The sequence below is a fragment of the Roseibium alexandrii DFL-11 genome, from assembly GCF_000158095.2.
In the GTDB taxonomy this organism is placed as follows: domain Bacteria; phylum Pseudomonadota; class Alphaproteobacteria; order Rhizobiales; family Stappiaceae; genus Roseibium; species Roseibium alexandrii.
The window spans coordinates 457,730-480,539 of sequence record NZ_CM011002.1; the positions used below are offsets into that span (position 1 = coordinate 457,730).

Sequence of the window (22,810 nt, forward strand, 5' to 3'; positions counted from 1 at the left end):
GGGCTGCGCGCCAAAACTCCTTAATTTTGGGTGGTTGATGATATGCTGTCGCCAACTTCAAGCGGTTCATAGGTTTTGGCAGATGATCCGCTCGCGGCCTTTGGGGGCTCTGCAAGTACCTGATCAATCATGTCCAGCACATCATCCCGGTGATTGGCGACGAGATAGAGATCATTGTCGAGGCGGGCAGGCCCGCCAGCTTGCCAGTGTATCGAGTTGGCGTACAGTTTTGTGAACCCGCAGGCTCGAAAGAAGCCGTCCTTGAACGCCTTTCTTTCCATCCAGCCATAATAGAAATCAGCGTCCCAATCTGCGAGTGCCTCAAGCTGCGCCACGCGGTTCAGCAAGCCACCAAGGTCGTAACCGCGCCAATCCGAGCGCACTTCGGTCCCTCCGAGATACACAGTTTCGCCTGTAATTTTCTGCGCAAATCTCGGTTGCTTGGCGGCGAGCTCAACTTGGGCACCTGTCTCCGTCGGGTAGCAGCGGTGAAAGTGTTTGCGCCAGAAATCAACAAGGCTTTCCGGTGACCGCAGTGAATCGAGGCGGGCGCAGACCCTACCGGCAAGAAGGCCGTCTGTATCAAACACGCCAAGCCAGAATGACCGGCCGGAGGTGTGGCTATGCATCTTTGTCGAGAACTGGGCTTCAAGCGGCTTGATGCCGCTTTTTTGGGCCAATGCATCAATAAGGTCAAAGTCATAACCCCGTTGAAGGGTCAAGCCATTATCAGTGAAAGTATTGTCTAGAGTACCCCAGGCACGTTTGAAGACAATTGGATCCAATTCAGATCTGAGGTTGGTCATGATCGATCACCGTGTTGCAAAAAAAATCGCGTGTTGTTTGCAAAGTAGCTTAATGCAATCAACTTGATTGACCAGTGATTGGTGAAGTTTTGCGCTCCACTTGCGCAATAAAAATGCTTCCCTCGAGAGATCCGTCAGTCTGGGTGTCGGCAATTGTTGGGAGACAAGTGGCTGTCCGCATGCGCCATCTCAGCTTGAAGCTGCCTTCGCCGGACCGGGTCTTCCAAAGTCATCTTATCCTTTTTCCCGCAGGGAGGCTTTGCAACGGGCGGCGAGGGGGAACCTTATCTCCCTACTCGCCGATATCAGGCAATGCGTTATCGAATCATATCAGCACGAACCGGTGCTGAGTTGTGCCTGTTCCAAAGTTAGTTTTGAGCCCGGATTGAGGGCTGCTGAAACTTGGAACAAGCTCTTGTTGTCAAGAAACGCCCCGTCCCTTGAATTTACCGCAGTAGTTCTTCTTCGAAGGGAAACCGGGACAGCAGCTCAATGCCCGTTTCTGTCACGAGAACCTGTTGCTCAAGTTTGACGCCCTCGCGGCCGCCAGCTGCGCCGATATAGCTTTCAACGCAGATCGTCATGCCGGCGGCGATTTCTCCGTCATATCCGGCATCGGGAAAATCCCCTTTGTGATACAGATAGGGGTATTCGCCCGTCATGCCGCAGCCATGGGCCGAGAGGTAATAGCGGTTTTCGTAAAATTTTTCCGGTATGTCCCACGCACGCTCCGCATAATCCCGAAAACTCATGCCTGCATGGAGAATGTCCATGTTGCTTTGGACTTGCTCATACGCAACCTTGTAGAGCTCGCGTTGCGCTTCCGTCGGTTTTCCCGGTCCAGCATGCAATGTGCGCGAGAAATCGGAATAGTAGCCGTGACAGCCAACCACATCCGTATCGAGTGCAATCAACTCGTTTTCACCAATGACATTGCCGGAGGTCTCCTGAAACCACGGGTTGGTCCGGGCGCCTGCGTTCAGAAGCCGTGTTTCGCAATAATCGGCGTTTTGCGCGATCACCGATTGATGCAGGACGGACCACAGTTCGTTTTCCGTCATGCCGGGGCGGATTGCGTCCCGCAGCTTGGCCACGCCTGTCTCGGTCGCCCGCAATGAGGCATTCACGCATTTCATCTCTTCGCTGGATTTGACCGAACGCGCCATTTCAACGGGTTGCTGGGCATCAACGATGCGCAGACCGCAGTCTCTAAGCGCAATCGCAGAGCCGGCATTCAGCCGCTCCAGCCCGACGGTTGCCCCTTTCCCGGCAAGCTCCTCAATCAGGTCTGCCATTTCAGCTGCCCAGGCTTTTTCCCGGGCCTGAATGCCGGGACCGGCCGCGACAAAGCTGGCGGTCTTGGCGGGGCGAACCTCGTCAATCGTCTCCAATCCCTGCCCAAGATGGAGGCATCCGGTGAACTCGAAGAGGATGGATTGCGCGGCGGTCAGCACCAGGTAGCGCGACGGTGCATTGCGTTGACAAAACACCTGCATGTTCCGCGCGCCCGTGGCGTAGCGGATATTGATGGGATCCGAGAGGATGACGGCGTCGACACCAAAGTTAGCCATCTGCTCCCGCACCCGGCCAAGGCGGTAAAGTCTGACGGCTTTCAGATCGATCCCTTCACCTTCTGGTGCGCGATCCAGCAATGCGATTCCATCCAGGTCGCTTCGCTCTGCATGCCAGTCAAAGTTCGCCATGTCGTTTCGCCCAATAAGTTTGAGCCAAAACTAATTCGACATCGGCACGCGGTGAATATTGAAAATTCTCAGGCATAGCTATAACAAATTGGAATGGAAAGCCGACGAAAAAAACTTCCGCCGCTCGACACGCTTGTGTTCTTTGATACGGCACTGCGCGCTGGCAGCTTCAGTGCTGCAGCGTCTGATCTTTATGTGTCGCAAGCCGCGGTCAGCAAACGCGTAAAGCAACTGGAAAACTGGCTGGGTGCGGACTTGTTTGAACGTGGCGCACGGAGCCTCAAACCCACGCAGGCCGGCGCGCAACTGGCCGATCCCGTGGCCATGGCGCTGGACTATCTTCAAGGCGCGCTTGACCAGGTCAGGTCGCCGGCGGCGTCTTCCGTTCGCATTGCAGCCAATTCAGCCGTGTCAGTCTTTTGGCTGTTTGAGCGCCTGCGGTCTTTTGCGCTGAGCTCCGCATCCTGTCCTGTCGAAACCGTCGTCAAGGATGATCCCCGCGACTTGCTGGCCGCCAGCAACGACCTTGCCATTATCTATGCCGACAAGGTTCCTGAAGGTTGGGAAGGGCATCTGCTGATGGATGAGGAGCTGGCCCCTGTTGCCTCACCCGCCGAAGCCGAGCGCTTTGCCAACGCGCCCCAAAACTCGAGTTTGCTGGACTATCACAGACACGCACCGGATTGGATCAACTGGGACGTTTGGCAACAGCGGGAACACCAAAGCGGCTTTGATGGTTTGTCCAAAACACTGTGCCAAAACTACAGCCATTCCATCGGTCTGGCGTTGGAGGGCAAAGGCATCGCATTGGCAAGCTGTTCGTTCTTGCAAGCGGACCTGGCGTCCGGGCGGCTTTTGATGCTGGTTGATAAGCCACTGAAGACCGGCAAGGGATATTTTCTGGTTTGGCAGGCAGCAAGAGCCATGCGGGCCGAAATTGACAACCTTGCAAAACATCTCAGCCTAAGCTGATCTTTGCGCAATTGCTGCTGGTGGGTATTTTATCGCTGAGCAGACCTCGGTGCAGTGTGCAGTAAATGCCTGAACTGAGCTCCATCCAAGACCTTCGGTGCGGTGCGCTGAGCTCGAAACTCGGGCGGGAAGCGGTCCTTCGTTGCAGTTTGAATAAGTGGCCACTTTGGGAGTTTTCGGCGCTGAGCACTTAAAACACTGAAGTGACAGTTGGTTGTTTCGAGTACTGCGTAAATATTGGATCTAACGGCTCTGTAAACACGGGGTCCAAGGGCAGAAGTTCATATATTGGCCGCATACTCCCGAAGGCTGTCTTTTACTGACGAGACAACTGGGGTGTCAGAAACGCCCATTCTGGTTAGTAAACCGATCGGTCGGGTCACAACGGGTTTTGGTAGTTTCTTGAATCGCAGACCCTGAGCGAATGTTGACGTGGCTGCGGATCTTGGCAACAGGGCAATGCCAACACCACCGCTGACCATTTCCATGGCCGTCGTCGACCGGCCGACTTCATAGGTCCACTGGGCTGAAATCCGGCCCTTTGCCATGGCATCATCAATCAACAACCGGTTTCCTGTTCCGCGCGCAGGAAGGATCAGATCCTCGTTGAGGAGGTCGGGCCAACTGACGTTGTCCTGTGCTGCCAACTGATGTTCTATCGGTATTGCCAAGACGATCTCATCGTCGAACCAGGGTTCAAAATGCGTGTTGGCTTCAAGGGAACCAATGGAACATATCCCGAAATCGGCTTCTCCTGAGGATACTGCCTCTGCTACATCATTTGCCGATAGATCCATCAAGCGAATTCGGGCGGTTTCATCAGCCTGACGCATTGAGCTGAGGCCTGGTAGAAACAGCGGTGCAATCAAAGTCGGGATCATGGCGATGGTTACGACCGCGCCCTTTTGATGAGCAAAAGCAACGCTTTCATCTCGCATGGCCAGTGTCGTTTCTTCGGCGTTGTCGAGCATTTCTTCTGCCCGGCTTTGCAAACGCTTCGCGGCAAGTGTCGGTTTGACTGCTCGGGTTGTACGTTCGAACAGTTTGGAGCCAAGCACTTGTTCAAGCTTCTGGATCCGCCGCGTAACGGCTGATTGAGACAAGTGTAACTGCTCGGCAGCCAGATGAAAGGAGGCCGTTTCCATGACCGCAAGAAACGCTTCCAGATCGCCAAAATCAAAATTGATGCGCATGGCGCAATAATTATTGAACACTTGGCATTGGTCAAATCAATATTCCCCGCCTTAAAATTGCTTGGAGAGGAAGTACCATGACCAATCGTTACGATATCGCTGTCATTGGCGGAGGGAATGCTGCTTTGTGCGCGGCAATTACGGCCGCGGAACTGGGCGCGCACGTCGTCATATTCGAGACTGCGCCAAAGGCTTATCGAGGCGGCAATTCCCGGCATACGCGCAACTTCCGTTGCATGCATTCAGGCCCGCTTGGCCCGCTTGTCGAAGACTATTTGGAAGAAGAGTATTTTGAAGATCTTCTCAAAGTTACTGACGGCAAAACGAATGAGCGGCTTGCTCGGTTAGCCATAAGAACCTCTGAGGAATGCTTACCCTGGATGGAAGAGCACGGCGTACGGTTTCAGCCCTCTTTGTCAGGTACCTTGTCGCTCGCTCGCACCAACGCGTTCTTTCTGGGGGGCGGCAAGTCACTGGTGAATGCCTACTACCGGACCGCCGAAAAACTTGGCATTGAAGTTCTTTATGAGGCGAATGTCACGCATCTTGAATTGGACGGGAACCGGATTGCGCATCTCGACTATGAGCATGAGGGCGAAAGCAAGCGGATCGCCCCCAAGGCCGTCGTTGTCGCATCCGGTGGATTTCAGGCAGACACGGACTGGCTCACGCGTGCGTGGGGGCCGCCTGCGAAGAATTTCTTGATCCGGGGAACGCCTTATAACCGCGGTATAGTTCTTGCTGATTTGCTGGACCAGAGCGTTCAATCGGTCGGTGATCCGACCCAGTGTCATGCCGTGGCAGTCGACGGACGGGCGCCAAAATTCGACGGCGGTATTGTAACGCGTCTGGACTGCGTTCCGTTTTCCATCGTGGTCAACAAGAATGCCGAGCGGTTTTATGACGAGGGCGAGGACGTCTGGCCGAAACGTTATGCGATTTGGGGGCGACTGGTCGCCAATCAGCCGGACCAGGTGGGCTATGTGATCATCGATTCCAAGTCTTTGGACTTGTTCATGCCGTCCGTCTTTCCGCCGATCAAGGCCGATACGCTTGAAGAGCTGGCCGAAAAGATGGGCCTGCCACCTGTGCAGTTGAAAGACACGGTTGAGACTTTCAATGCGGCATGCGGAGACACGTCGAAGTTCCATCCGACTGAATTGGACGGGGTAAAGACCACCGGCATCAACCTGCCGAAAACGAATTGGGCCCGGCCGATCGATGCGCCTCCTTTTTACGGGTACAGCTTAAAGACCGGTGTGACCTTCACCTATCTCGGCCTCAAGGTCGACGAGAACGCACAATGCAGCACACAAGATGGCCCGATCACAAACCTTTGGGCCGCTGGTGAGACCATGGCCGGCTCCATTCTCGGCCAGGGATATCTGGCAGGATTTGGCATGACAATCGGCACCGTCTTTGGCCGTGTCGCAGGCCGGGAGGCAGCAAACTATGCAAACTGATCTTCGCCAGGAAGCACGCCGCCAAGCGGAAATCTGTAATGCATGCCGATACTGCGAGGGGTATTGCTCGGTCTTTCCAGCTCTCCATCAAGAGCGTTTTTTTACAGACGGCAATCTCACGCAGCTTGCAAACCTCTGCCACAACTGCCGGGGCTGCTACTATGCCTGCCAGTACACTGCGCCGCACGAGTTCGATCTTAATCTTCCGATGGCCTTGGCCGAAGTTCGTCAGGACAGTTGGGAGAGCTTTGCCTGGCCTCATCCACTGGCGCAAATCTTTCAAAAAAACGGTGTGATGATCGCTGTCGCCACCGTTCTGGGATTTGCGGTTTTGTTTCTCGCGATGCGGACGCTTGGGTCTGCCGGCGGCGAAGGGTTTTATGCAGTGCTTTCCCACAATGCGATGGTGGCGATCTTCTTGCCGGCATTTCTGTTTCCACTTCTCAGCATTACGATCAGTCTTCGGCGATATTGGGAAGGCACAGCCGGAAAACGTATCACGCTGGCTCACATCGTCGGTGCGTTTGGATCGGCAGCCAACATGAAAAATCTTGCTGGCGGACACGGTGATGGCTGCAACTTCGAGGACGAAGACAAGTTTTCCAACGCGCGGAGACTGGCGCATCAGGCGGTGATGTACGGCTTTCTTCTTTGCTTTGCAGCTACATCGGCCGGGACCATTCTTCACTATGCCTTCAATATGCCCGCACCTTACCCGCTCTGGTCGTTTCCCAAGTTACTCGGTGTTCCAGGTGGCATCCTGATGGTTCTCGGAACGGTGGAGCTTGCGCGCCTTAAATTGAAGGCTGACAGGAACCTTGGAGCTTCGTCAGCCTGGGGCGGGGAAATGGGCTTCGTGCTTCTCCTTTTCTTGGTGGCTCTCAGTGGTCTGCTGCTGTACTGGCTTGGCGGAACGCAACTCATGCCGCTGATGCTCGCAATTCACCTTGGGTCTGTGCTCAGCTTTTTCCTGCTGACTCCTTACACAAAAATGGCCCACGGGTTTTACCGGCTGGCTGCGCTCATTCGGGATGAGCAGCGGAAAGCTGCGTTGGAGTGAAATCAGCAGGCTGAGACGCAGCGGCGCAAGTCCCGACAGAGATGATCATTCGCACCACAAGCCCCGGGTTTTGATCCTTAAGCTCCAACCGGCCTCCGTGACGTTCAGCGACCCGTTCAACAATTGGAAGACCCAAGCCGCTCCCACCGCTGTTTTCGGATACTTGCCCGAACCGCATGCGAGCGGTGCGGATCTGGTCTGGCGTAAGACCTACCCCGTTGTCAGCAATGGTAATCGAAAGGTCCGGGCCCAGTCGTTCAAAGCCGACAGTGATGGTGTCGAGCTCTGGTCCGCCATGCCGGAAGGCGTTATCGATGAGGTTAGACACTGCTTCACGGATCATTGTCCGGTCACCGGTAATGCGAACGTCTTCTGGAGCTGGTGTCCAGATGATTTCGACGTCGGGTGGGAAGCGGTTCCGGTACTCTGAAACCAGCGGGTCAAGCAACTTGTTGACCGAGAAAGCTTCTTTCAATGACGTTTGGTCAATGGCCTTTGCGCGTTCGTAGGTCAGAAGCTTTTGAGCGAGAAGGCTTGTGTCTTTTACAGCGTTGACGAGGTCTTCCGCCCGTTCACGCATTGCGTCTTCCGATTTGGCGGATCTCACTGCTTCAGCAAGCGCCAGCACCCCCGCGATGGGGTTGCGCAATTGGTGTGCGGCATTCGAGATGAATTCGTTTTGAGTTGCCATCACTTCTGTAACCTGCCCCAGCAGCCGGTTTAGCGTTTGCACGATGCCTTGTACTTCCACCGGTACCGGGCGCCGGATCGGTTTGAGATCTTCACCTGATCTCAAGTCGATGGCTTGCTGTAAATCGCTGAGCGGCCACAAACCGATACGAATGCCAAACCAAACGATCAATGCGAGTGACAGGATAATTGATGAAATAACCGAGAGGGACCTCAAGGTCAGATCCTGAACAAATGCGGCGCGTATTGAGACATCCTGCCAAACGGTCGTCGTGAAAACTCCGCTGAAACCATCGACCTGCATTCGGGTTCGCATTCGGTACCCGCGCACTTCACGTCCCAGATACTCACCGTTGAAGTAAACCGGGCTGAGGCCACCATCTGCACTGGTGGGGATGCCGACTGGAGGCGTCGCATAGCCTGCGACGATGACGCCGTCTGGCGCGTAGACGTGATAATAGACCCGTCCGCCGGACGTATCGGAAAGGATTTTTCGCGTGTTGGCAACTAAGGCATCACCGCCGGAAAGCGCGACGTCGTTGGTAACTGCAAGAGCTGCAGACTGCAGGCTGCGGTCGAATACGTCGCTCGCCGTTGAACGCGCATTGTTAAGCTGCCAGACGCCGGCGAGCCCCGCGACCAACAAAAGAGGCAGTAGGATGATCAGGGTCAGCCGTAGGCGTAGGGAATAGGACCGTTTCATCAAGACGCTCTGTTCAACGAATATCCAATTCCGCGATGAACCTGGATGTTGATGTCGAACGACGAAAGCCGTTTTCTCAGGCGCGAGACATAGACTTCGATCACCTTTTCATCGGTTTCACTTCCAGCTCCATAAAGCTGATCCAGCAGACTGGCCTTTGACAGGGTTCGCCCGTTTGCCTGGATTAAAGCGGAGAGCAAGGACAGTTCCCGCCTCGGGACCTCCAGTGCAACATCACCGTCAAACAACTGCATGCTACCCGCGTCGAATTTCAGAGGTCCCACATTCACCAGAGATGGAGATACAGCCGTGTTTCTGCGTCCGAGTGCGCGGATACGCGCGGCCAGTTCTTCCATTTCGAATGGCTTTACTAGGTAGTCGTCTGCGCCTGCATCCAACCCTTTTACCCGATCCTGTGTTTCAGATCGGGCAGTCAGAAGTATGACCGGGCGCGGGTCACTCCGTTCCCGGAGATCTGCAAGAAGATCCAGGCCGCTTTTACCTGGTAAGTTGATATCCAAAATAACGAGATCGCCCGTTTCCTGCCTCAGGAAAGTATCAGCATCGTCGCCGTGGTGAAGCACATCCACCGAGTGCCCGGCGTCCCGGAGCTGATAGGCAATTCCCTTTGCAAGGTTGACGTTGTCTTCGACGAGGGCAATCCGCATCACTTGTTTCTTTTTCTTTTCGATGAAAGCTTATTGCAAGCTTCGCAGGGAAATCTGAGGGCATCAAGCTGCTTTTGAGTGGCCTGAATGTGCGGCAGTCAAACCAAAACTGCTGCGCCATTGGGAGGAAATTATGGTTTTGAAGAAGCTTACACAGCGCCTTGCGCTGAGTGTGGCATTTGCTACCTGCACCCTTGCCCCTTCTCAGGTGCTTGCGGAAGGTCTCGATCTCACCGGAAAAACTGTTGAGTGGGTTATCCCGTTTTCTGAAACGGGTGGGTCTGCAAAATGGGCAAACTTCTACGCACCTCTTTTGAGTGAAGCGCTGCCCGGACAGCCGACCGTGGTTGTGAAGTTCATGCCAGGTGCCGGATCCACAAAGGGTGCTAACTGGTTCCAGGGACAAGAATACTCTGACAGTGACGGAACGCTGATTTTCGGGTCTTCAGGCTCAACGCAGTTTCCATATCTGCTCGGCGATCCGCGTGTCCGGTACGAGTACAAGGATTGGAATGTGGTTCTCGCATCAGGCACAGGTGGCGTCGCCTACCTGCCGCCGGATCTTGCTGAAAAGATGAATGGCAACGATGCGAGCGCACTGCGCGAAACGGACTTCATCTATGGATCACAGGGCGCTACCCGTCTTGATCTCGTTCCGCTTCTCGCCTGGGAAATGCTTGGTCTCAATGTTGAGCCAGTGTTCGGTATCAAAGGCCGCGGCGACGGCCGTTTGATGTTCGAACGGGGTGAAGCCAACATCGACTACCAAACGTCCTCATCCTATCTAAAAGGTGTAACGCCACTCGTTGAAGCTGGAACAGCCGTTCCGATGATGAGCTGGGGTGCCTTGGATGATGAGGGCAATATTGTCCGAGATCCAACCTTCCCGGACATGCCGACTTTCAAGGAAGTTTGCGAGGCAACCGATGGCTGCGAAACAAGCGGTGAAAAGTGGGATGCATGGAAGGCGTTCTTCATCGCAGGCTTCCCGGCACAGAAAATGGTGTTCTTGCCAAACGGAGCATCTGAGGACGCGATCAACACCTATGCCAAGGCGTTTGAAGCTGTCAAAGCGCGCGGTGATTTCGCCGAAATCTCCGCTGGGCGTCTCGGCAAGTATCCGCAGATGACAGGGGCCAAAGCGGATGCAGCTCTGAAGAGTGCAACTGAAGTGCCGACCAGCGCGAAAGAATTTATCGTTGGATGGCTCCAGGATCGCTACGGCGTATCTCTGAAATAACGGCACTTTTCCAAATACCCGCCCGAGTGTGATCGGGCGGGTTCATTTCCCAAACTAAAATCAGAGACGATCCAGTGGACATTCTCGGTACCGCTATGCCTGCGCTCGCCCAGGCGTCTGCGATGATTTTCCAACCTGCGGTTCTAGGCTACCTGGTTCTCGGTGTGGTCATGGGCCTCTGTGTTGGCGTTTTCCCGGGTCTTGGCGGTATTGCGGGACTGTCGCTTCTGCTGCCCTTCATGTTCGGGATGGACCCGGTTTTGGGGCTTGCGCTCATGATCGGTATGGTCGCTGTGGTTCCTACGTCCGACACGTTCGCGTCGGTGTTGATGGGCATTCCCGGATCGTCTGCGTCGCAGGCAACCGTTCTCGACGGATTTCCGCTTGCAAAGAAAGGGGAGGCGGCGCGTGCCTTGTCTGCTGCCTTTGCGTCGTCGTTGTTCGGCGGGTTGGTTGGGGCTGCGTTTCTGACTGTTTTCATTCTTGTTGCCCGACCGGTCGTTCTTGAATTCCGCACTCCCGAACTTCTGATGATCACCCTGTTCGGGTTGTCGATGGTCGGCATTCTGGCAGGGCAAGTCGCTATTAAAGGCATCGTTGCTGCAGGCCTCGGATTGATGGTTGGTACCATCGGCGAAGGCGACAGCGCGGGGGCGTTGCGGATGGCAACCTACGACATGCCGTATCTGACGGACGGGTTGAAGCTTGTCATCGTTGGTCTTGGAATCTTCGCAATACCCGAAATCGTTGCTTTGCTGCGGCAGGACCGGGCAATTTCTGAACGGTCCATGCTCGGTGGTGGCTGGATCCATGGTGTGCGTGACTGGTTTTCAAACATCTGGCTCAGCATCCGGTGTTCGCTGATCGGTGTGACTGTCGGCGTCATTCCTGGCCTTGGCGGGTCTGTCGTGGATTGGATCGCCTACGGGCACACGGTGCAGACTTCAAAGGACAAGTCCAAGTTCGGTAAAGGCGACATCCGGGGCGTGATCGGCCCGGAAAGCTCCAACAATGCCAAAGAGGGCGGCGGTCTCGTGCCGACGCTCCTGTTTGGCATCCCGGGGTCTGGATCCATGGCCGTTTTCATCGGGGCCGTTGCTTTGCTCGGGTCCGGTCAGATCGAAGTCGGGCCGTCGATGCTCAAGAACAATCTTGATGTCACCTATGCGATCGTCTGGCTGCTCGCACTCGCCAACGTGGTTGGAACAATCATTTGCATTGGCGGATCCGGGGTGATTGCGCGCCTTACAACGATCCCGTTCGCATTGCTTGCGCCGTTCCTCTTCATGATCATCTCGTTTGCCGCGTTTCAATCCGGCCAGAACCTGATGGATCTCGTGGCACTGTTTGCCATTGGCCTTCTCGGCATCTTAATGCGGCGCTTCGACTGGTCTCGCCCGGCGTTTCTGATCGGGTTTGTTCTTTCAAATCCGGCTGAGACCTACACGAACCAGGCTGTCCAGATCGCGGCCTCCCGGTTCCGGAAAGGGTTCTCGGAGGGGATCGACTACATCTTCTCGCCCATTGTGATCATTTTGATCATCATTACCGTCGTCTCTGTTGTCGTCGGCCTCAAGCAGTCAAAGAATATCCGCGCAGAGGGCGATATCCCGAACGGAACCAAGCGCGCGCCGTTCATATTCCTGCTGGCGGTTCTGGGTTACCTGGTCTTTGCTTTCACCAATGCCTCGCTCATTCCGGACTATGCGTCCGCTGACCGGGTCTTCCCGCAGTTCGTCGGCCTCGTTTCCATTGTCGGCTGTGTGATCCTGCTTTTCCAGATGCGTTTCCGGCCGGAATCCGATCCTCTCTTTTGTGATGGCGAAGTGGGCAACGCAGATGGCAATCAGCGAGGTCTCTGGCAAACACTCGCCTGGTTCGCGGGGCTCCTGCTGCTTACGTCCCTGGTCGGTTTCATCCTTGCCCTCAGCGCGTTTCTTGTTGCGTTCATTCGATTCAGAGCCGGTCGGAACTGGGTCTATGCGATTGGATACGCCGCCTGCGGAATCGCGTTCATGTGCGGCATGGCTTGGTTGCTGAACCGGGATTTCCCGCCGGGACTGCTTCAGTCCGTAGTGAAGCTCCCGTGGCCGCTGACATGAGTTTTATCCAACCCAAAGACGTCTTTCGGAAAGGGCCTTCATTGGCCAGGTCCACTGACGCCTTTGGCCACCAGCACGCCCGGCACATCCGCATTCAAAAGAACTGTCATCTATCTCATGAGGAGGTGAGGTCATGATGCAAACTTCCACCCCATTCATTTTTATGCGTGGAGGGTCTTCCCGCGGTCCTTACCTCAAGCGGAGCGATCTACCGGAAAATCTGGATGACCTTTCCAATGTTCTGACATCGATTGTTGGTGCTGGGCATCCCTTCAACATCGACGGCATCGGCGGCGGAACTGCCGTGACTACAAAAATCGCGATGTTGTCGAAATCGGACAACGATTGGGCCGACGTCGACTACTTCTTTGCTCAGGTCGGTGTTGAGGAAAAACTGGTCGACTACAAGCCGTCCTGCGGCAACATTCTGGTCGGTGTAGGACCTGCAGCCATTGAAATGGGTCTTGTGGAACCAACCGGTGATGTCACCGAAGTGCGGATCCGTGCCGTCAACACGGGGATGCTGGTCTCCGAACTTGTACAAACACCCGGCGGCGTTGTGCAGTATGATGGCAATGCCGCAATCGATGGTGTGCCCGGAACTGCGGCGCCAATCCAGTTGCGTTTCATGAAAGTAGAAGGCAGCCTGACAGGTGTTCTTTTTCCCACCGGCAGCAGGACGGAAGTCATCAATGGTGTGACCGTTTCGTGCATGGATGTCGCCATGCCGATGGTGATTGGCCTTGCGTCCGATTTCGGGATCACCGGGTATGAAAGTGCCGCGGACCTCGATGCCAACAAAGATCTCTTTGCGAAGATGGAGGCTGTTCGCCTGATTGCAGGTGAGCGCATGGGCCTCGGCGATGTGACAAAATCAGTAACGCCGAAATTCGGCCTGCTTGCTCCGTCCAAGGGCGGAGGTTCTGCCTGTGTCCGGTATTTCATGCCTTGGAAATGTCATCCGACCTTGGCGGTCACCGGATCGCAGTGTCTTGCGGCCTGTCTTTTGGCACCTGGCACGGTTGCAGAAGGTTTGCTGAAACCGCGCCCAGGTGCGCCAGCTGACCTTAAACTGGAACACCCAATGGGTATGATGGAAGTCGTGATCGACTACAAGGATGAAAACGGTCACTTTGAGGTCACCTCTGCAGGACTTTTGCGGACCGCGCGCAAGCTTGCCACCGGCGAAGTCTTCATTCCCGGGTCTGTTTGGCAGAGAAATTGATCAGTTTGATACCTGGGCAACAGATTTTAGTTTTTGGTTTGGAGCGTGACGTCAATGAAAGTGCACATACTGGATGACTGGTTCGATACGCTGCGCGGTTTGCCTTGTTTTCAAAAATTGAAAGAACACGAGGTCACAGTCTGGACCGATCATATCGAAGACGTTGGTGCGCTTTCCGAAAGGCTCCAGGAAGCTGATGCCGTCGTCCTGTTTCGCGAACGCACCAAAATAACTGCGGACTTGCTGGAGCGGTTGCCAAACCTGAAACTGATTTCGCAGCGCAGTGTCTATCCGCATATCGATGTTGAGGCCTGCACTGCCAACGGCGTTCTCCTATGTTCCAACATGCATTCCGGGACACCGTCTTACGCTGCTGCAGAGATGACTTTGGCGCTGATTTTGGCAAGTTATCGCCAGATCCCACAGCAGGTGGCGTCGATCCGTGCCGGAGAATGGCAAATGGGTGTCGGACGTACTCTGCGGGGCCGAACGCTCGGGCTCTATGGGTATGGCCGGATTGCCAAAGCCGTTGCAGGCTATGCTGAAGCCATCGGAATGAACGTCCAATGGTGGGCATCTGACGCCGGCCGCGAGCGTGCGGTCAAGGATGGCGCAAGGGTTGCCGAAAGCCGGGAGGTGTTTTTCAACTCCTCAGATATTGTAAGCTTGCATGTTCGCTTGAAGCCGGAAACGCGCGGCCTCATTACGGAGGCCGACCTTGCGAACATGCAACCCCGTGCGCTCCTGGTGAATACCTCACGATCCGGCCTTGTCGCGCCAGGTGTTCTTGAAGCAGAAGTCGCCCGTGGGCGGATATTTGCGGCCGTTGATGTCTTCGACCAGGAGCCACTACGCGATCGGGATAACGTGCTTCTGACTCATCCAAACGTGTTGCCGACACCGCATGTCGGTTATGTCACCGAAGACGAATTCGATCTGCAATTCTCGGATATTTTCGATCAGGTCAACGCCTACGCTGCTGGCAAACCCGTTCACATGATCAATGAAGATGTCTGGCAAGAACAAATAGCCGATTAAATGAGTTGGCTATGCCTCCCAATAAATGGTTTGAAGTCATCAGAAGTCAGTGCCAGCAATCAACTGGAATACGCAGACTTTCAGTATGTATGGAAGTAATGGCAATTTGGCACAGAAAAGGACATTCGTCGCGTTCTAAACGAATGACCGCTTCGGGCCGTTGTTCCCACTCGGCGAAAGGTCCGAAAGGTCCGCAGTGCAGACCTTCGTTCAAGTCGCAGCGAAGGTCTTTTCTCGACTCAACCGTCCCCAAAAGCTGGAAAATGTTGCCAATCCCGCATCCACCGCGGTGATGGTCGGGTGGCGTTGCCAGACCGGACCTGCGGCGGAGGTCAGGCTATTTGATATACCGTTAGGGGTGTCGCAGCGAAGACCCGCTGGTTGTGCGGGGTGACGCCGAAGCGGTTCTGATAGGTGCGGATGAAGTGCGAAGGAGACTCGTAGCCGCACGCCAGGGCGATTTCGGAGATCGACTGCTCCGTCTGCAGCAAAAGGTTCCGCGCTCTGGTCAGCTTCTGGTTTATGGCAAACTGTTTTGGCGACATTTTCAGGTGTTTTTGGAACAGGCGCTCCAGTTGCCGCGTGGAAATGCCGATCGTACGGGCGATCTCCGAGGTTGGCAGGTAGTAGGGTGCGCTCTCGTTGAGCAGCCGGATGGCTTCGGCGATATGCGGATTGCGGATGCCGTGGCGGGCCTGGAGGGAAATCTGCTGGGCCGCGTCTGCGGGGCGGACGCCGGAATAGACCATCATGTCGGCAATCGCTGCGGCAAGGTCTTCACCGTGTGTTTCGCCAATCAGGTGCAGCATCAGATCGGTCGCTGCCGTGCCGCCCGAGGCCGTCACAAACGTCTCATCGGCGACAAAGACGTTGCGGCACAGTTCAACTTCCGGAAAGTTCTCCTGAAAGCTGTCGTGGAAAGACCAGTGGATGGCCGCCCGGCGGTTGTTCAGAAACCCGGCGCTTGCCAGCACATGAGCCCCGGAACAGATGGCACCGATCCGGGTGCCGCGCGCCCGTTCGCGCCTCAGAAAGGCGAGCACGTCCGAGGTTGCCCGGTCGCCGACATTTTGACCGGAAATCAGAAACAAACTGCTGCGCGGCGGCAAGTCCTTCAGGCCCTGATCGACCAAGGTGACGGTCTTGTTGGAACAGACGACCCGTTCTCCATCGACCGATGCAAGCCGCCAGCGGTAAATCTCCTCGCCCTGAAGCAGGTTGGCGATGCGCAGTGGTTCGACAGCGCAGGCAAAAGCGATGTGGGAAAAATCGTCGAGAAGCAGGAAGGTGACGTCGCGCGTTCTGGGCATGTCGCTTTTCTCCGGAGCCTGTCGCCTTGGCCCGTTTCGAGTATCGGGCATCATTGTATGATTTATGTGTTGTCATTGTATTCACATTGTATACAAATCGGTCAACCAAAATCGAAACGGAGCGGTGTGATGCCCCCTCAGCGTGGAACGGCCAAGACGGTCGCCTATGAAGATCTGAAGCGAGCGATCCTGACATTGGAACGCAAGCCCGGCAGTGCGCTGGAGGAAACGGAATTGTGCGATCTATACGGTCTGTCCCGCACTCCTTTGAGGGAAGTGCTGCAGCAATTGTCCGGAGACGGCTATGTCACGTTGCAGCTTAACCGCGGCGCCCGGGTCTCCGACATGACCCATTTCACGCTGCGCGACTTTTTCCTTGCCGCGCCATTGATTTACAGCGCCATTTTGCGCCTGGCCGCGCAGAACGCCACACCGATGCAGATCGACGAGCTGAAGGCGGCACAGGACGCATTCCGTGAGGCAATGGACACAGGCGATGTCACTGCGCGTGCTTTGACCAACGATCGTTTTCATCGCATCACCGGGCGGATGGCCGGCAACAGCTACCTTATGGCAAGCCTTGACCGACTGCTAATCGATCACACCCGTATCGGCATGACGTTCTTTCGTCAGAACCGCGGTGCGAAGGACGAGCGGCTCAAGCTGGCCAGCGTGCAACACGACGAAATGATCGTTGCCATAGAGGACGGCGATGAAGACCGCGCCGCCGAACTGGCGCTCGAACACTGGGCATTGTCGCGCGACCAGATCGAACTCTTTGTCATGCCGCCCGGGCTGGAAGCCCCACTCGGCCAGCCTCCCAAACTCAAATCCGCCTGAAGCCGGGGACCATCTGGATGACACCAAGACTAACCTTTGAGGGTATCTATACGCCTGCCGTGACGCCCTATGATACGGACGGCAATGTCGTCTGGGACGCACTGGAGAAGGTGATCGATCACCTGGTTGCCAGCGGCGTTCACGGCGTGATTTCGGGTGGTTCAACAGGTGAGAACTATACCCAGACGGTGGAGGAGCGTCTGGAACTGGCGCTGTTCACGAAGGACAAGCTGGCCGGACGTCTGCCGCTGATCGTTGGAACCGGCACCATGCGGACGCCGGATTCCATTGCTTTGGCCGAAGGTGCCGCGAAGATGGATGCCGAGGCAATTCTGGTTGCCACGCCGCCTTATGCGGTGCCGACGGAGCGGGAAAACGCGCTCAACGTCCTGACCATCGACAGGGCGGCAGATCTGCCGGTCATGCTCTACAATTATCCTGGCCGGATGGGCGTCAATATGGGCGAGGAATTCCTCGACCGGGTTGGCCGGTCCCGCAATGTTTGCGCCATCAAGGAAAGTTCTGGCGACATCAACCGGGTGCATTTGCTGGCACGGGACTATCCGCATATCCAGATGTCCTGCGGCATGGACGACCAGGCGCTGGAGTTTTTTGCCTGGGGCGCGCGCAGCTGGGTCTGCGCCGGTTCAAATTTCCTGCCTGAGGAACACGTCGCGCTTTACAAGGCCTGTGCGGTTGAAGGGGATTTCACCAAGGGGCGCAAGATCATGTCGGCGATGATGCCTTTGATGCGCGTCCTGGAACAGGGCGGCAAGTTCATTCAGTGCGTCAAACACGGTGTTGAGATGAGCGGTCTTTATGCCGGGCCACCGCGCCCGCCGCTGAAGGCGCTGAACAAGGACGACAAACGCCAGCTCGAGCAGGTTGTCCGTGTGCTGAAATCCACAATTGCCGACATCACGGCGGGAGCGTGACCATGACCGATCTTCTGACACGTGATGAGTACAAGGCTCTGGCCACCAAGCTCACGTTGCCAGTAAACGCCTTTATTGACGGCAGCTACCGGCCAGCGCAATCGGGCAAGACATTCTCAAGTGTCAATCCGGCCACGGGCGAGACCCTGGCCGATATAGCGGCCTGCGGCTCGGAGGATGTTGACTTCGCCGTTATAAAAGCGCGCGAAGCCTTTGAAGACGGGCGCTGGTCGAAGCTACCTCCCGGTGACCGCAAGGACGTTCTGATCCGTTTTGCAAAATTGATCACCCGAAACCGCCGGGAACTGGCCGTGATGGAAAGCCTCGACAGCGGCAAGACCATCTTTGACTGCGAAACCGTCGATGTTCCTGAAACGATCCACTGCCTGAAATGGCACGCGGAAGCCATTGACAAGATCTACGATCAGGTGTCTCCGGCGTCTGACGACCATATCGCAATGATTGTACGAGAGCCGGTCGGCGTAGTCGGGCTCGTGCTGCCCTGGAACTTCCCGCTTCTAATGCTGGCCTGGAAGATCGGTCCGGCGCTTGCCGCAGGCTGCTCTGTGATCGTCAAGCCGGCGGAAGAAACCTCCCTGACGGCGTTGCGCCTTGCCGAACTTGCCATGGAAGCGGGGATACCGCGTGGTGTTTTCAACGTGGTGCCGGGCACCGGTCCGGAGGTGGGCGAACCTCTTGGACGGCATATGGATGTCGATATGGTGTCCTTCACCGGGTCGACCGAAACAGGACGCAGGTTCCTGCACTATGCGGCTGACAGCAATCTGAAGGAAGTCGTTCTCGAGATGGGCGGCAAGAACCCCAGCGTTGTCCTGAGAGATGCCGAAAATCTCGACCGTGTTGCAGCTCACGTGGTCAATGGCGCATTCTGGAACATGGGAGAAAACTGTTCGGCGAGCTCCCGCTTGATAGTCGAAGAGGAGATCAAGGACGCGCTGATGGAGCGCATCCTGGCCCATGCCCGCGAATGGACGCTCGGCGACCCGCTTGATCCGGAGCACCGGGTCGGTGCGCTTGTATCAAGCGCGCATTTCCAGAAGGTCTGTTCCTACTTGGAAACAGACGCCGATGTCCTGATGGGCGGCAAGAGCCATGACGGAGCCTATGTGGAGCCGACGGTGCTGGAGGTGGATGCGTCTTCGGCGCTCGCCAGGGAGGAAATCTTTGGTCCGGTCCTGAGTGTCCTGACGGTGCGCGGGTTTGACGAAGCGATTGCGATGGCCAACGCCACGGACTATGGCCTTGCTGCATCGATCTTCACATCCAACACCAAAAAGGCCTTGCGCGGTGCGCGCGCCATCCGGGCAGGGACCGTCACGGTGAACTGTTTCGGTGAAGGCGACATCACGACGCCGTTCGGAGGTTACAAGCAGTCCGGGTTCGGTGGCCGTGACAACAGCCTTTCTGCCCATGACCAATACACCCAACTGAAGACAATCTGGGTGGATTTGTCCGATGACGAGGACGAGGCGGTCGGCTGATGCTGCGGGCCGCAAAGACCTTGCCGAATTTACAAGGACCGGCGGCCTGGAACCGGATCCTCCCGGCACCGATAGCGGCACAGCGTCTTGACGAGAATATCACTGCGGACGTTACCATTATCGGCGCCGGGTTCGCCGGGCTCAGCGCGGCCCGGCGGCTGACCCAGATCGATCCCGGCGTCAAGGTGGTGGTGCTGGACGCCTTGCCTGTTGCAGAGAGCTCTGCCGGCCGCAATTCCGGGTTCATGATCGATCTGCCGCATGAACTGACATCAGAGGACTATGCCGGTGCTGGTGACGACAGGTCTCTGATAGCCCTCAACCGACAGGCTATCCATTTCGCGCGCGAAGCGGTTGATGAATACCAGATTGACGCGAATTATTTCGACCCGGCGGGCAAGGTAAATGGTGCAGCCAGCTTGAAGGCTGCCGCTCATAACGAGAGCTATGCGCTACACCTTGCCAGCCTCGGCGAAGACTATGAACTGCTTGACCCGCGCCAAATGACGGAGCTGACGGGAAGCAGGCACTATCTTGGCGGGCTTTACACGCCCGGCACTGTGATGCTGCAGCCAGCAGGCTATATCCGCGGTCTGGCCGCCGGGCTCCGGCGGACCGGTGTATCAGTCTTTGAAGAGAGCCCGGTTACCTCGTTCTCGGAACAGGACACAGGCTGGCTTATTGAAACGCCGGGAGGCAAGGTCTCAACCGGTAAGATCATCCTGACGGTCAACGGTCATCTAGAAAGTTTCGGTTATGAACGGAACCGGCTGATGCAGCTGTTTCTATTTGCCGTCATGACACCGGATCTGGGCGACGATGTCTTGTTGAAACTCGGTGGCCAACCGCGTTGGGGGATCACCCCGTCCGACCCGATGGGGACGACCCTGAGGCGGATTGATACCGGTCAGGGAGGCAATCGGATTATCACCCGCACCTGTGCAGTTCTGAAGCCGGATATGCGGCTGACGCAAGCGCATGTCGACCGGGCAGCCGCAGTTATGCAGGACAAGTTCGACCGGCGTTTCCCGAAATTGGCCGGACTGAAGATGAAGTATAGCTGGGCCGGACACCTGTGCCTGTCTATGAACGGTGTGGCCGTGATGCGCGAACTTGAGGACGGCGTCTATTCCGGCTGTGTTCAGAACGGGCTCGGCACAGCACGTGGAACCCTGACCGGGATGGGCGCCGCGGAACTTACCCTTGGTATCGAGAGCGACATCACACGGCATTTCGGGGCGGAGGCTTCGCCCAATAAACTGCCGCCGCAGCCGTTTCGCGAACTCGGAGCCAATGTCGTATTGCGCTGGAAGGAATGGCGGGCTGCTGAAGAATAGCCGTGCCACGCCGAAAGCATCCAAAAAACAATCAGCCTTTGGCTGTTCAAAACTCAATAGACCAAACCGAAGGCATAACCGGCGAGTAGCGAGCCTGTGATGGCCAGCGCCAGGTAGAGCAGGAAGGGCCGCAGCTTGAGCACGGGGAAGATTGCGAGTGCGCCCCAAATGCTGACGACGCCTCCAGAGACGAGGAAAGCCATCGCCGCGCCCGGAGACATGCCGTTATCGACAAGACCGCGCGTGAGCGGCAAGGCGGCGTAGCCGTCAATATAGGCAGGCGCCCCAACAAAAACGGCAGCAGGGATCGCCCACCATTTGTCGGCGCCGACATATACAGCGAGAGAGCCTGGCGTCAGCGCCTGGTTCAAGGCAAATTCGGCAAAGAAGGCCGGGATCAGGCAAGACAGGATCAGGCGTGTGGTGACAAATACCTGACGATAGAACGCCTCGCGCCGGTTTGCGTCCCGCCAGATTGCTGACGAAAAGGTGGCAAGTTCGCAGCAGGATCTCGTCGCGAGGGACGAAGCCAAACCGTTATCACGCAAAGCGGACTGGCCGGATTGCCCGGCCGTCAAAAATGCCGTCACAGTGCCGCCGAACAGGCCGAGCCCGAAGGCTGCAACAGTTTTTCCAATGGCAAAAGCAAGGCCCAGAGTTGCCGCCGTTGTCGCAAGCATTGCCGGATCGGTGACCGGCGAAGACAGCCAGAAAGCCATGACGGGTGCGAGCGGCACACCGGCTGCGAGAAGGCCGACCATCAAGGGCAGAACCGTGACGCCACACACGGGCGTGATCGCACCGATCGCCGCGGCGGCCAAGACGGCACGTGCCATATGCCCCTCAAAGGCCCGGCTGATGATCTTGTCGGCGCCGCTGGCCATGATCCAGGCTGTGAGGAGGATGCCCGGCACGACCAGTGGGGCAACAGCAATGAGCCCCTCAATGGTGAAGACCACGCCATTCCAGGCGAAACGTGGCCAAAGCCATGACATAACCGCGAGGAGCAAAAAACCGCCCCCGGCAAAATGCATGCGCGTCGGACGTTGGACTGAGGCGGCTGACTGATCTGCCATGTCGATCTCCTGAACTTGACGGGAGCAGGATAGGTGTGCAGCCTTCATAAGAAAAACGAATATCTTTAATATCAGATATCGGGATAATAGATGAGTAATCTCGACAGTGATTTGCTCAGGACCTTCCTGATGGTTGCGGCAACCGGCAGCATCACGGAAGGTGCCCGGGTTATCGGCCGGTCGCAATCTGCCACCAGCTTGCAGATCATGCGTCTGGAAGACGTTGTGGGGCGTCCAGTTTTTGACCGGACAGGGCGCGGGGTGTCGTTATCGGAAACAGGTGAACGATTGTTACCGGTCGCGCGGGAGGTAATCGGGCGTCTTGATGGGGCGCTCCGCGAAATTACTTCCGATGGTTTGCGCGGCAGGTTGCGGCTTGCAATCCCGGATGATCACGGGCAGGTCAAGCTTGCGGCGATCCTTGGCGCATTTGCGCAATCGCACCCGCAAGTCGAATTGGAGGTGACTTGTTCGATCAGCACGGAATTTCCGGAAATGATTGCCAAGGGGCAACTCGATCTCGCCGTCTACGAAGTTGAGACGCCGCAAGCCTTTGAAGAAGTGATCCATGAAGACCCGACCTGTTGGGTGGGTGCCAAGCATCAGTCATTGCTGGAGAACGAGGTGATGCCGGTTGCGCTGTTTGACCGGGCCTGCTGGTGGAGAGATGCCGCGATTGCTGCGCTTGAGAGAAGTGGTCGGCCGTACAGGATAGTCTTTTCCAGTCAGAGTGTTGCCGGTGTGACCGCGGCTGTCGAGGCGGGCATCGCAATCGGCTTGCTCGGCAGGTCGTCGATAAGTTCGCAAATGCAGGAGCTTGGTAAGAAGGACGGGTTTGGTGGGACGCCGGTATCCCGGCTGGTTATCGGCACTTCGGAGGGCGGCGACAAGGATCTGGTAGCTACCATGTCGGAAGCTATTCGCATGGCGTTTAAGAGTTGAGAATG

Annotated in this window: 19 protein-coding genes; 12 read left to right on the forward strand and 7 right to left on the reverse strand. The window is 56.4% G+C overall.

The window, feature by feature from the left end; translation table 11 throughout:
* Window positions 1–20: 20 nt before the first annotated feature.
* Together SADFL11_RS02150 and SADFL11_RS02155 are read right to left on the reverse strand one after the other, a co-directional pair.
* Window positions 21–806, reverse strand: coding sequence for a hypothetical protein (locus SADFL11_RS02150; RefSeq protein WP_081450471.1), 786 nt, complete (start codon window positions 804–806; stop codon window positions 21–23).
* Window positions 807–1,252: 446 nt separating this feature from the next.
* Window positions 1,253–2,509, reverse strand: coding sequence for a M24 family metallopeptidase (locus SADFL11_RS02155; RefSeq protein WP_008192006.1), 1,257 nt, complete (start codon window positions 2,507–2,509; stop codon window positions 1,253–1,255).
* 93 nt (window positions 2,510–2,602) lie between these two features.
* On the opposite strand from SADFL11_RS02155, the gene SADFL11_RS02160 reads away from it, so the two are divergent.
* Window positions 2,603–3,481 (forward strand): LysR family transcriptional regulator, encoded by an 879-nt coding sequence (locus tag SADFL11_RS02160; protein ID WP_008193046.1) that lies wholly within the window; start codon window positions 2,603–2,605, stop codon window positions 3,479–3,481.
* Between the two features lie 281 nt (window positions 3,482–3,762).
* Here SADFL11_RS02160 and SADFL11_RS02165 read toward each other — a convergent pair whose 3' ends face one another.
* On the reverse strand, window positions 3,763–4,674 hold the full coding sequence (locus SADFL11_RS02165; RefSeq protein WP_008193031.1) for a LysR family transcriptional regulator: 912 nt from the start codon (window positions 4,672–4,674) through the stop codon (window positions 3,763–3,765).
* A 77-nt stretch (window positions 4,675–4,751) separates the two neighbouring features.
* Between SADFL11_RS02165 and tcuA the strand changes: the two genes are divergently transcribed.
* Both tcuA and tcuB read left to right on the forward strand, forming a co-directional pair.
* Window positions 4,752–6,137: an FAD-dependent tricarballylate dehydrogenase TcuA gene (gene tcuA, locus SADFL11_RS02170; protein ID WP_040450761.1), complete on the forward strand. Its 1,386-nt coding sequence runs from the start codon at window positions 4,752–4,754 to the stop codon at window positions 6,135–6,137.
* Entirely contained in the window at window positions 6,127–7,197 is a 1,071-nt protein-coding gene (gene tcuB / locus SADFL11_RS02175; RefSeq protein ID WP_040450760.1) for a tricarballylate utilization 4Fe-4S protein TcuB, read from the forward strand. Before tcuA ends, tcuB begins: the two co-directional genes overlap by 11 nt.
* Here the strand turns inward: tcuB and SADFL11_RS02180 are convergent.
* Window positions 7,160–8,590: a sensor histidine kinase gene (locus SADFL11_RS02180; RefSeq protein ID WP_008196660.1), complete on the reverse strand. Its 1,431-nt coding sequence runs from the start codon at window positions 8,588–8,590 to the stop codon at window positions 7,160–7,162. The two genes, tcuB and SADFL11_RS02180, sit on opposite strands and share 38 nt — an antisense overlap.
* A complete protein-coding gene (locus SADFL11_RS02185) occupies window positions 8,590–9,258 on the reverse strand; it encodes a response regulator transcription factor (protein ID WP_008190006.1) in 669 nt (222 codons plus the stop codon). Before SADFL11_RS02185 ends, SADFL11_RS02180 begins: the two co-directional genes overlap by 1 nt.
* 133 nt (window positions 9,259–9,391) lie before the next feature.
* Here SADFL11_RS02185 and SADFL11_RS02190 point away from each other — a divergent pair, with 133 nt between their 5' ends.
* The 4 genes from SADFL11_RS02190 (at window position 9,392) to SADFL11_RS02205 (ending at window position 14,863) form a co-directional block, all read left to right on the forward strand.
* A complete protein-coding gene (locus SADFL11_RS02190) occupies window positions 9,392–10,498 on the forward strand; it encodes a tricarboxylate transporter (protein WP_008194520.1) in 1,107 nt (368 codons plus the stop codon).
* A 74-nt stretch (window positions 10,499–10,572) separates the two neighbouring features.
* Window positions 10,573–12,600 carry a tripartite tricarboxylate transporter permease gene (locus SADFL11_RS02195; RefSeq protein WP_040450759.1) on the forward strand — a complete coding sequence of 676 codons (2,028 nt, stop codon included), beginning with the start codon at window positions 10,573–10,575 and terminating at the stop codon, window positions 12,598–12,600.
* Between the two features lie 133 nt (window positions 12,601–12,733).
* A complete protein-coding gene (locus tag SADFL11_RS02200; RefSeq protein ID WP_040450758.1) occupies window positions 12,734–13,825 on the forward strand; it encodes a 4-oxalomesaconate tautomerase in 1,092 nt (363 codons plus the stop codon).
* A gap of 54 nt (window positions 13,826–13,879) precedes the next feature.
* Complete coding sequence (locus tag SADFL11_RS02205) at window positions 13,880–14,863, forward strand: D-2-hydroxyacid dehydrogenase family protein (RefSeq protein WP_040450757.1); 984 nt, start codon at window positions 13,880–13,882, stop codon at window positions 14,861–14,863.
* A 332-nt stretch (window positions 14,864–15,195) separates the two neighbouring features.
* Here SADFL11_RS02205 and SADFL11_RS02210 read toward each other — a convergent pair whose 3' ends face one another.
* Entirely contained in the window at window positions 15,196–16,173 is a 978-nt protein-coding gene (locus SADFL11_RS02210; protein ID WP_008191427.1) for a GlxA family transcriptional regulator, read from the reverse strand.
* A gap of 129 nt (window positions 16,174–16,302) precedes the next feature.
* Between SADFL11_RS02210 and SADFL11_RS02215 the strand changes: the two genes are divergently transcribed.
* The 4 genes from SADFL11_RS02215 to SADFL11_RS02230 are packed head-to-tail and all read left to right on the forward strand — an operon-like array spanning window position 16,303 to window position 20,787.
* The gene (locus tag SADFL11_RS02215) at window positions 16,303–17,013 is read left to right on the forward strand and encodes a GntR family transcriptional regulator (RefSeq protein ID WP_008189285.1); all 711 of its coding nucleotides are present in this window, start codon (window positions 16,303–16,305) and stop codon (window positions 17,011–17,013) included.
* A 17-nt stretch (window positions 17,014–17,030) separates the two neighbouring features.
* Window positions 17,031–17,948 carry a dihydrodipicolinate synthase family protein gene (locus SADFL11_RS02220; protein WP_040450756.1) on the forward strand — a complete coding sequence of 306 codons (918 nt, stop codon included), beginning with the start codon at window positions 17,031–17,033 and terminating at the stop codon, window positions 17,946–17,948.
* 2 nt (window positions 17,949–17,950) lie between these two features.
* A complete protein-coding gene (locus tag SADFL11_RS02225; protein WP_008196315.1) occupies window positions 17,951–19,450 on the forward strand; it encodes an aldehyde dehydrogenase in 1,500 nt (499 codons plus the stop codon).
* Complete coding sequence (locus tag SADFL11_RS02230; RefSeq protein WP_008196955.1) at window positions 19,450–20,787, forward strand: NAD(P)/FAD-dependent oxidoreductase; 1,338 nt, start codon at window positions 19,450–19,452, stop codon at window positions 20,785–20,787. Before SADFL11_RS02225 ends, SADFL11_RS02230 begins: the two co-directional genes overlap by 1 nt.
* A 53-nt stretch (window positions 20,788–20,840) precedes the next feature.
* Here SADFL11_RS02230 and SADFL11_RS02235 read toward each other — a convergent pair whose 3' ends face one another.
* Window positions 20,841–21,863 carry a permease gene (locus SADFL11_RS02235; RefSeq protein ID WP_040452241.1) on the reverse strand — a complete coding sequence of 341 codons (1,023 nt, stop codon included), beginning with the start codon at window positions 21,861–21,863 and terminating at the stop codon, window positions 20,841–20,843.
* A gap of 90 nt (window positions 21,864–21,953) precedes the next feature.
* Between SADFL11_RS02235 and SADFL11_RS02240 the strand changes: the two genes are divergently transcribed.
* Complete coding sequence (locus SADFL11_RS02240) at window positions 21,954–22,805, forward strand: LysR substrate-binding domain-containing protein (RefSeq protein ID WP_008192444.1); 852 nt, start codon at window positions 21,954–21,956, stop codon at window positions 22,803–22,805.
* Window positions 22,806–22,810 lie beyond the last annotated feature (5 nt).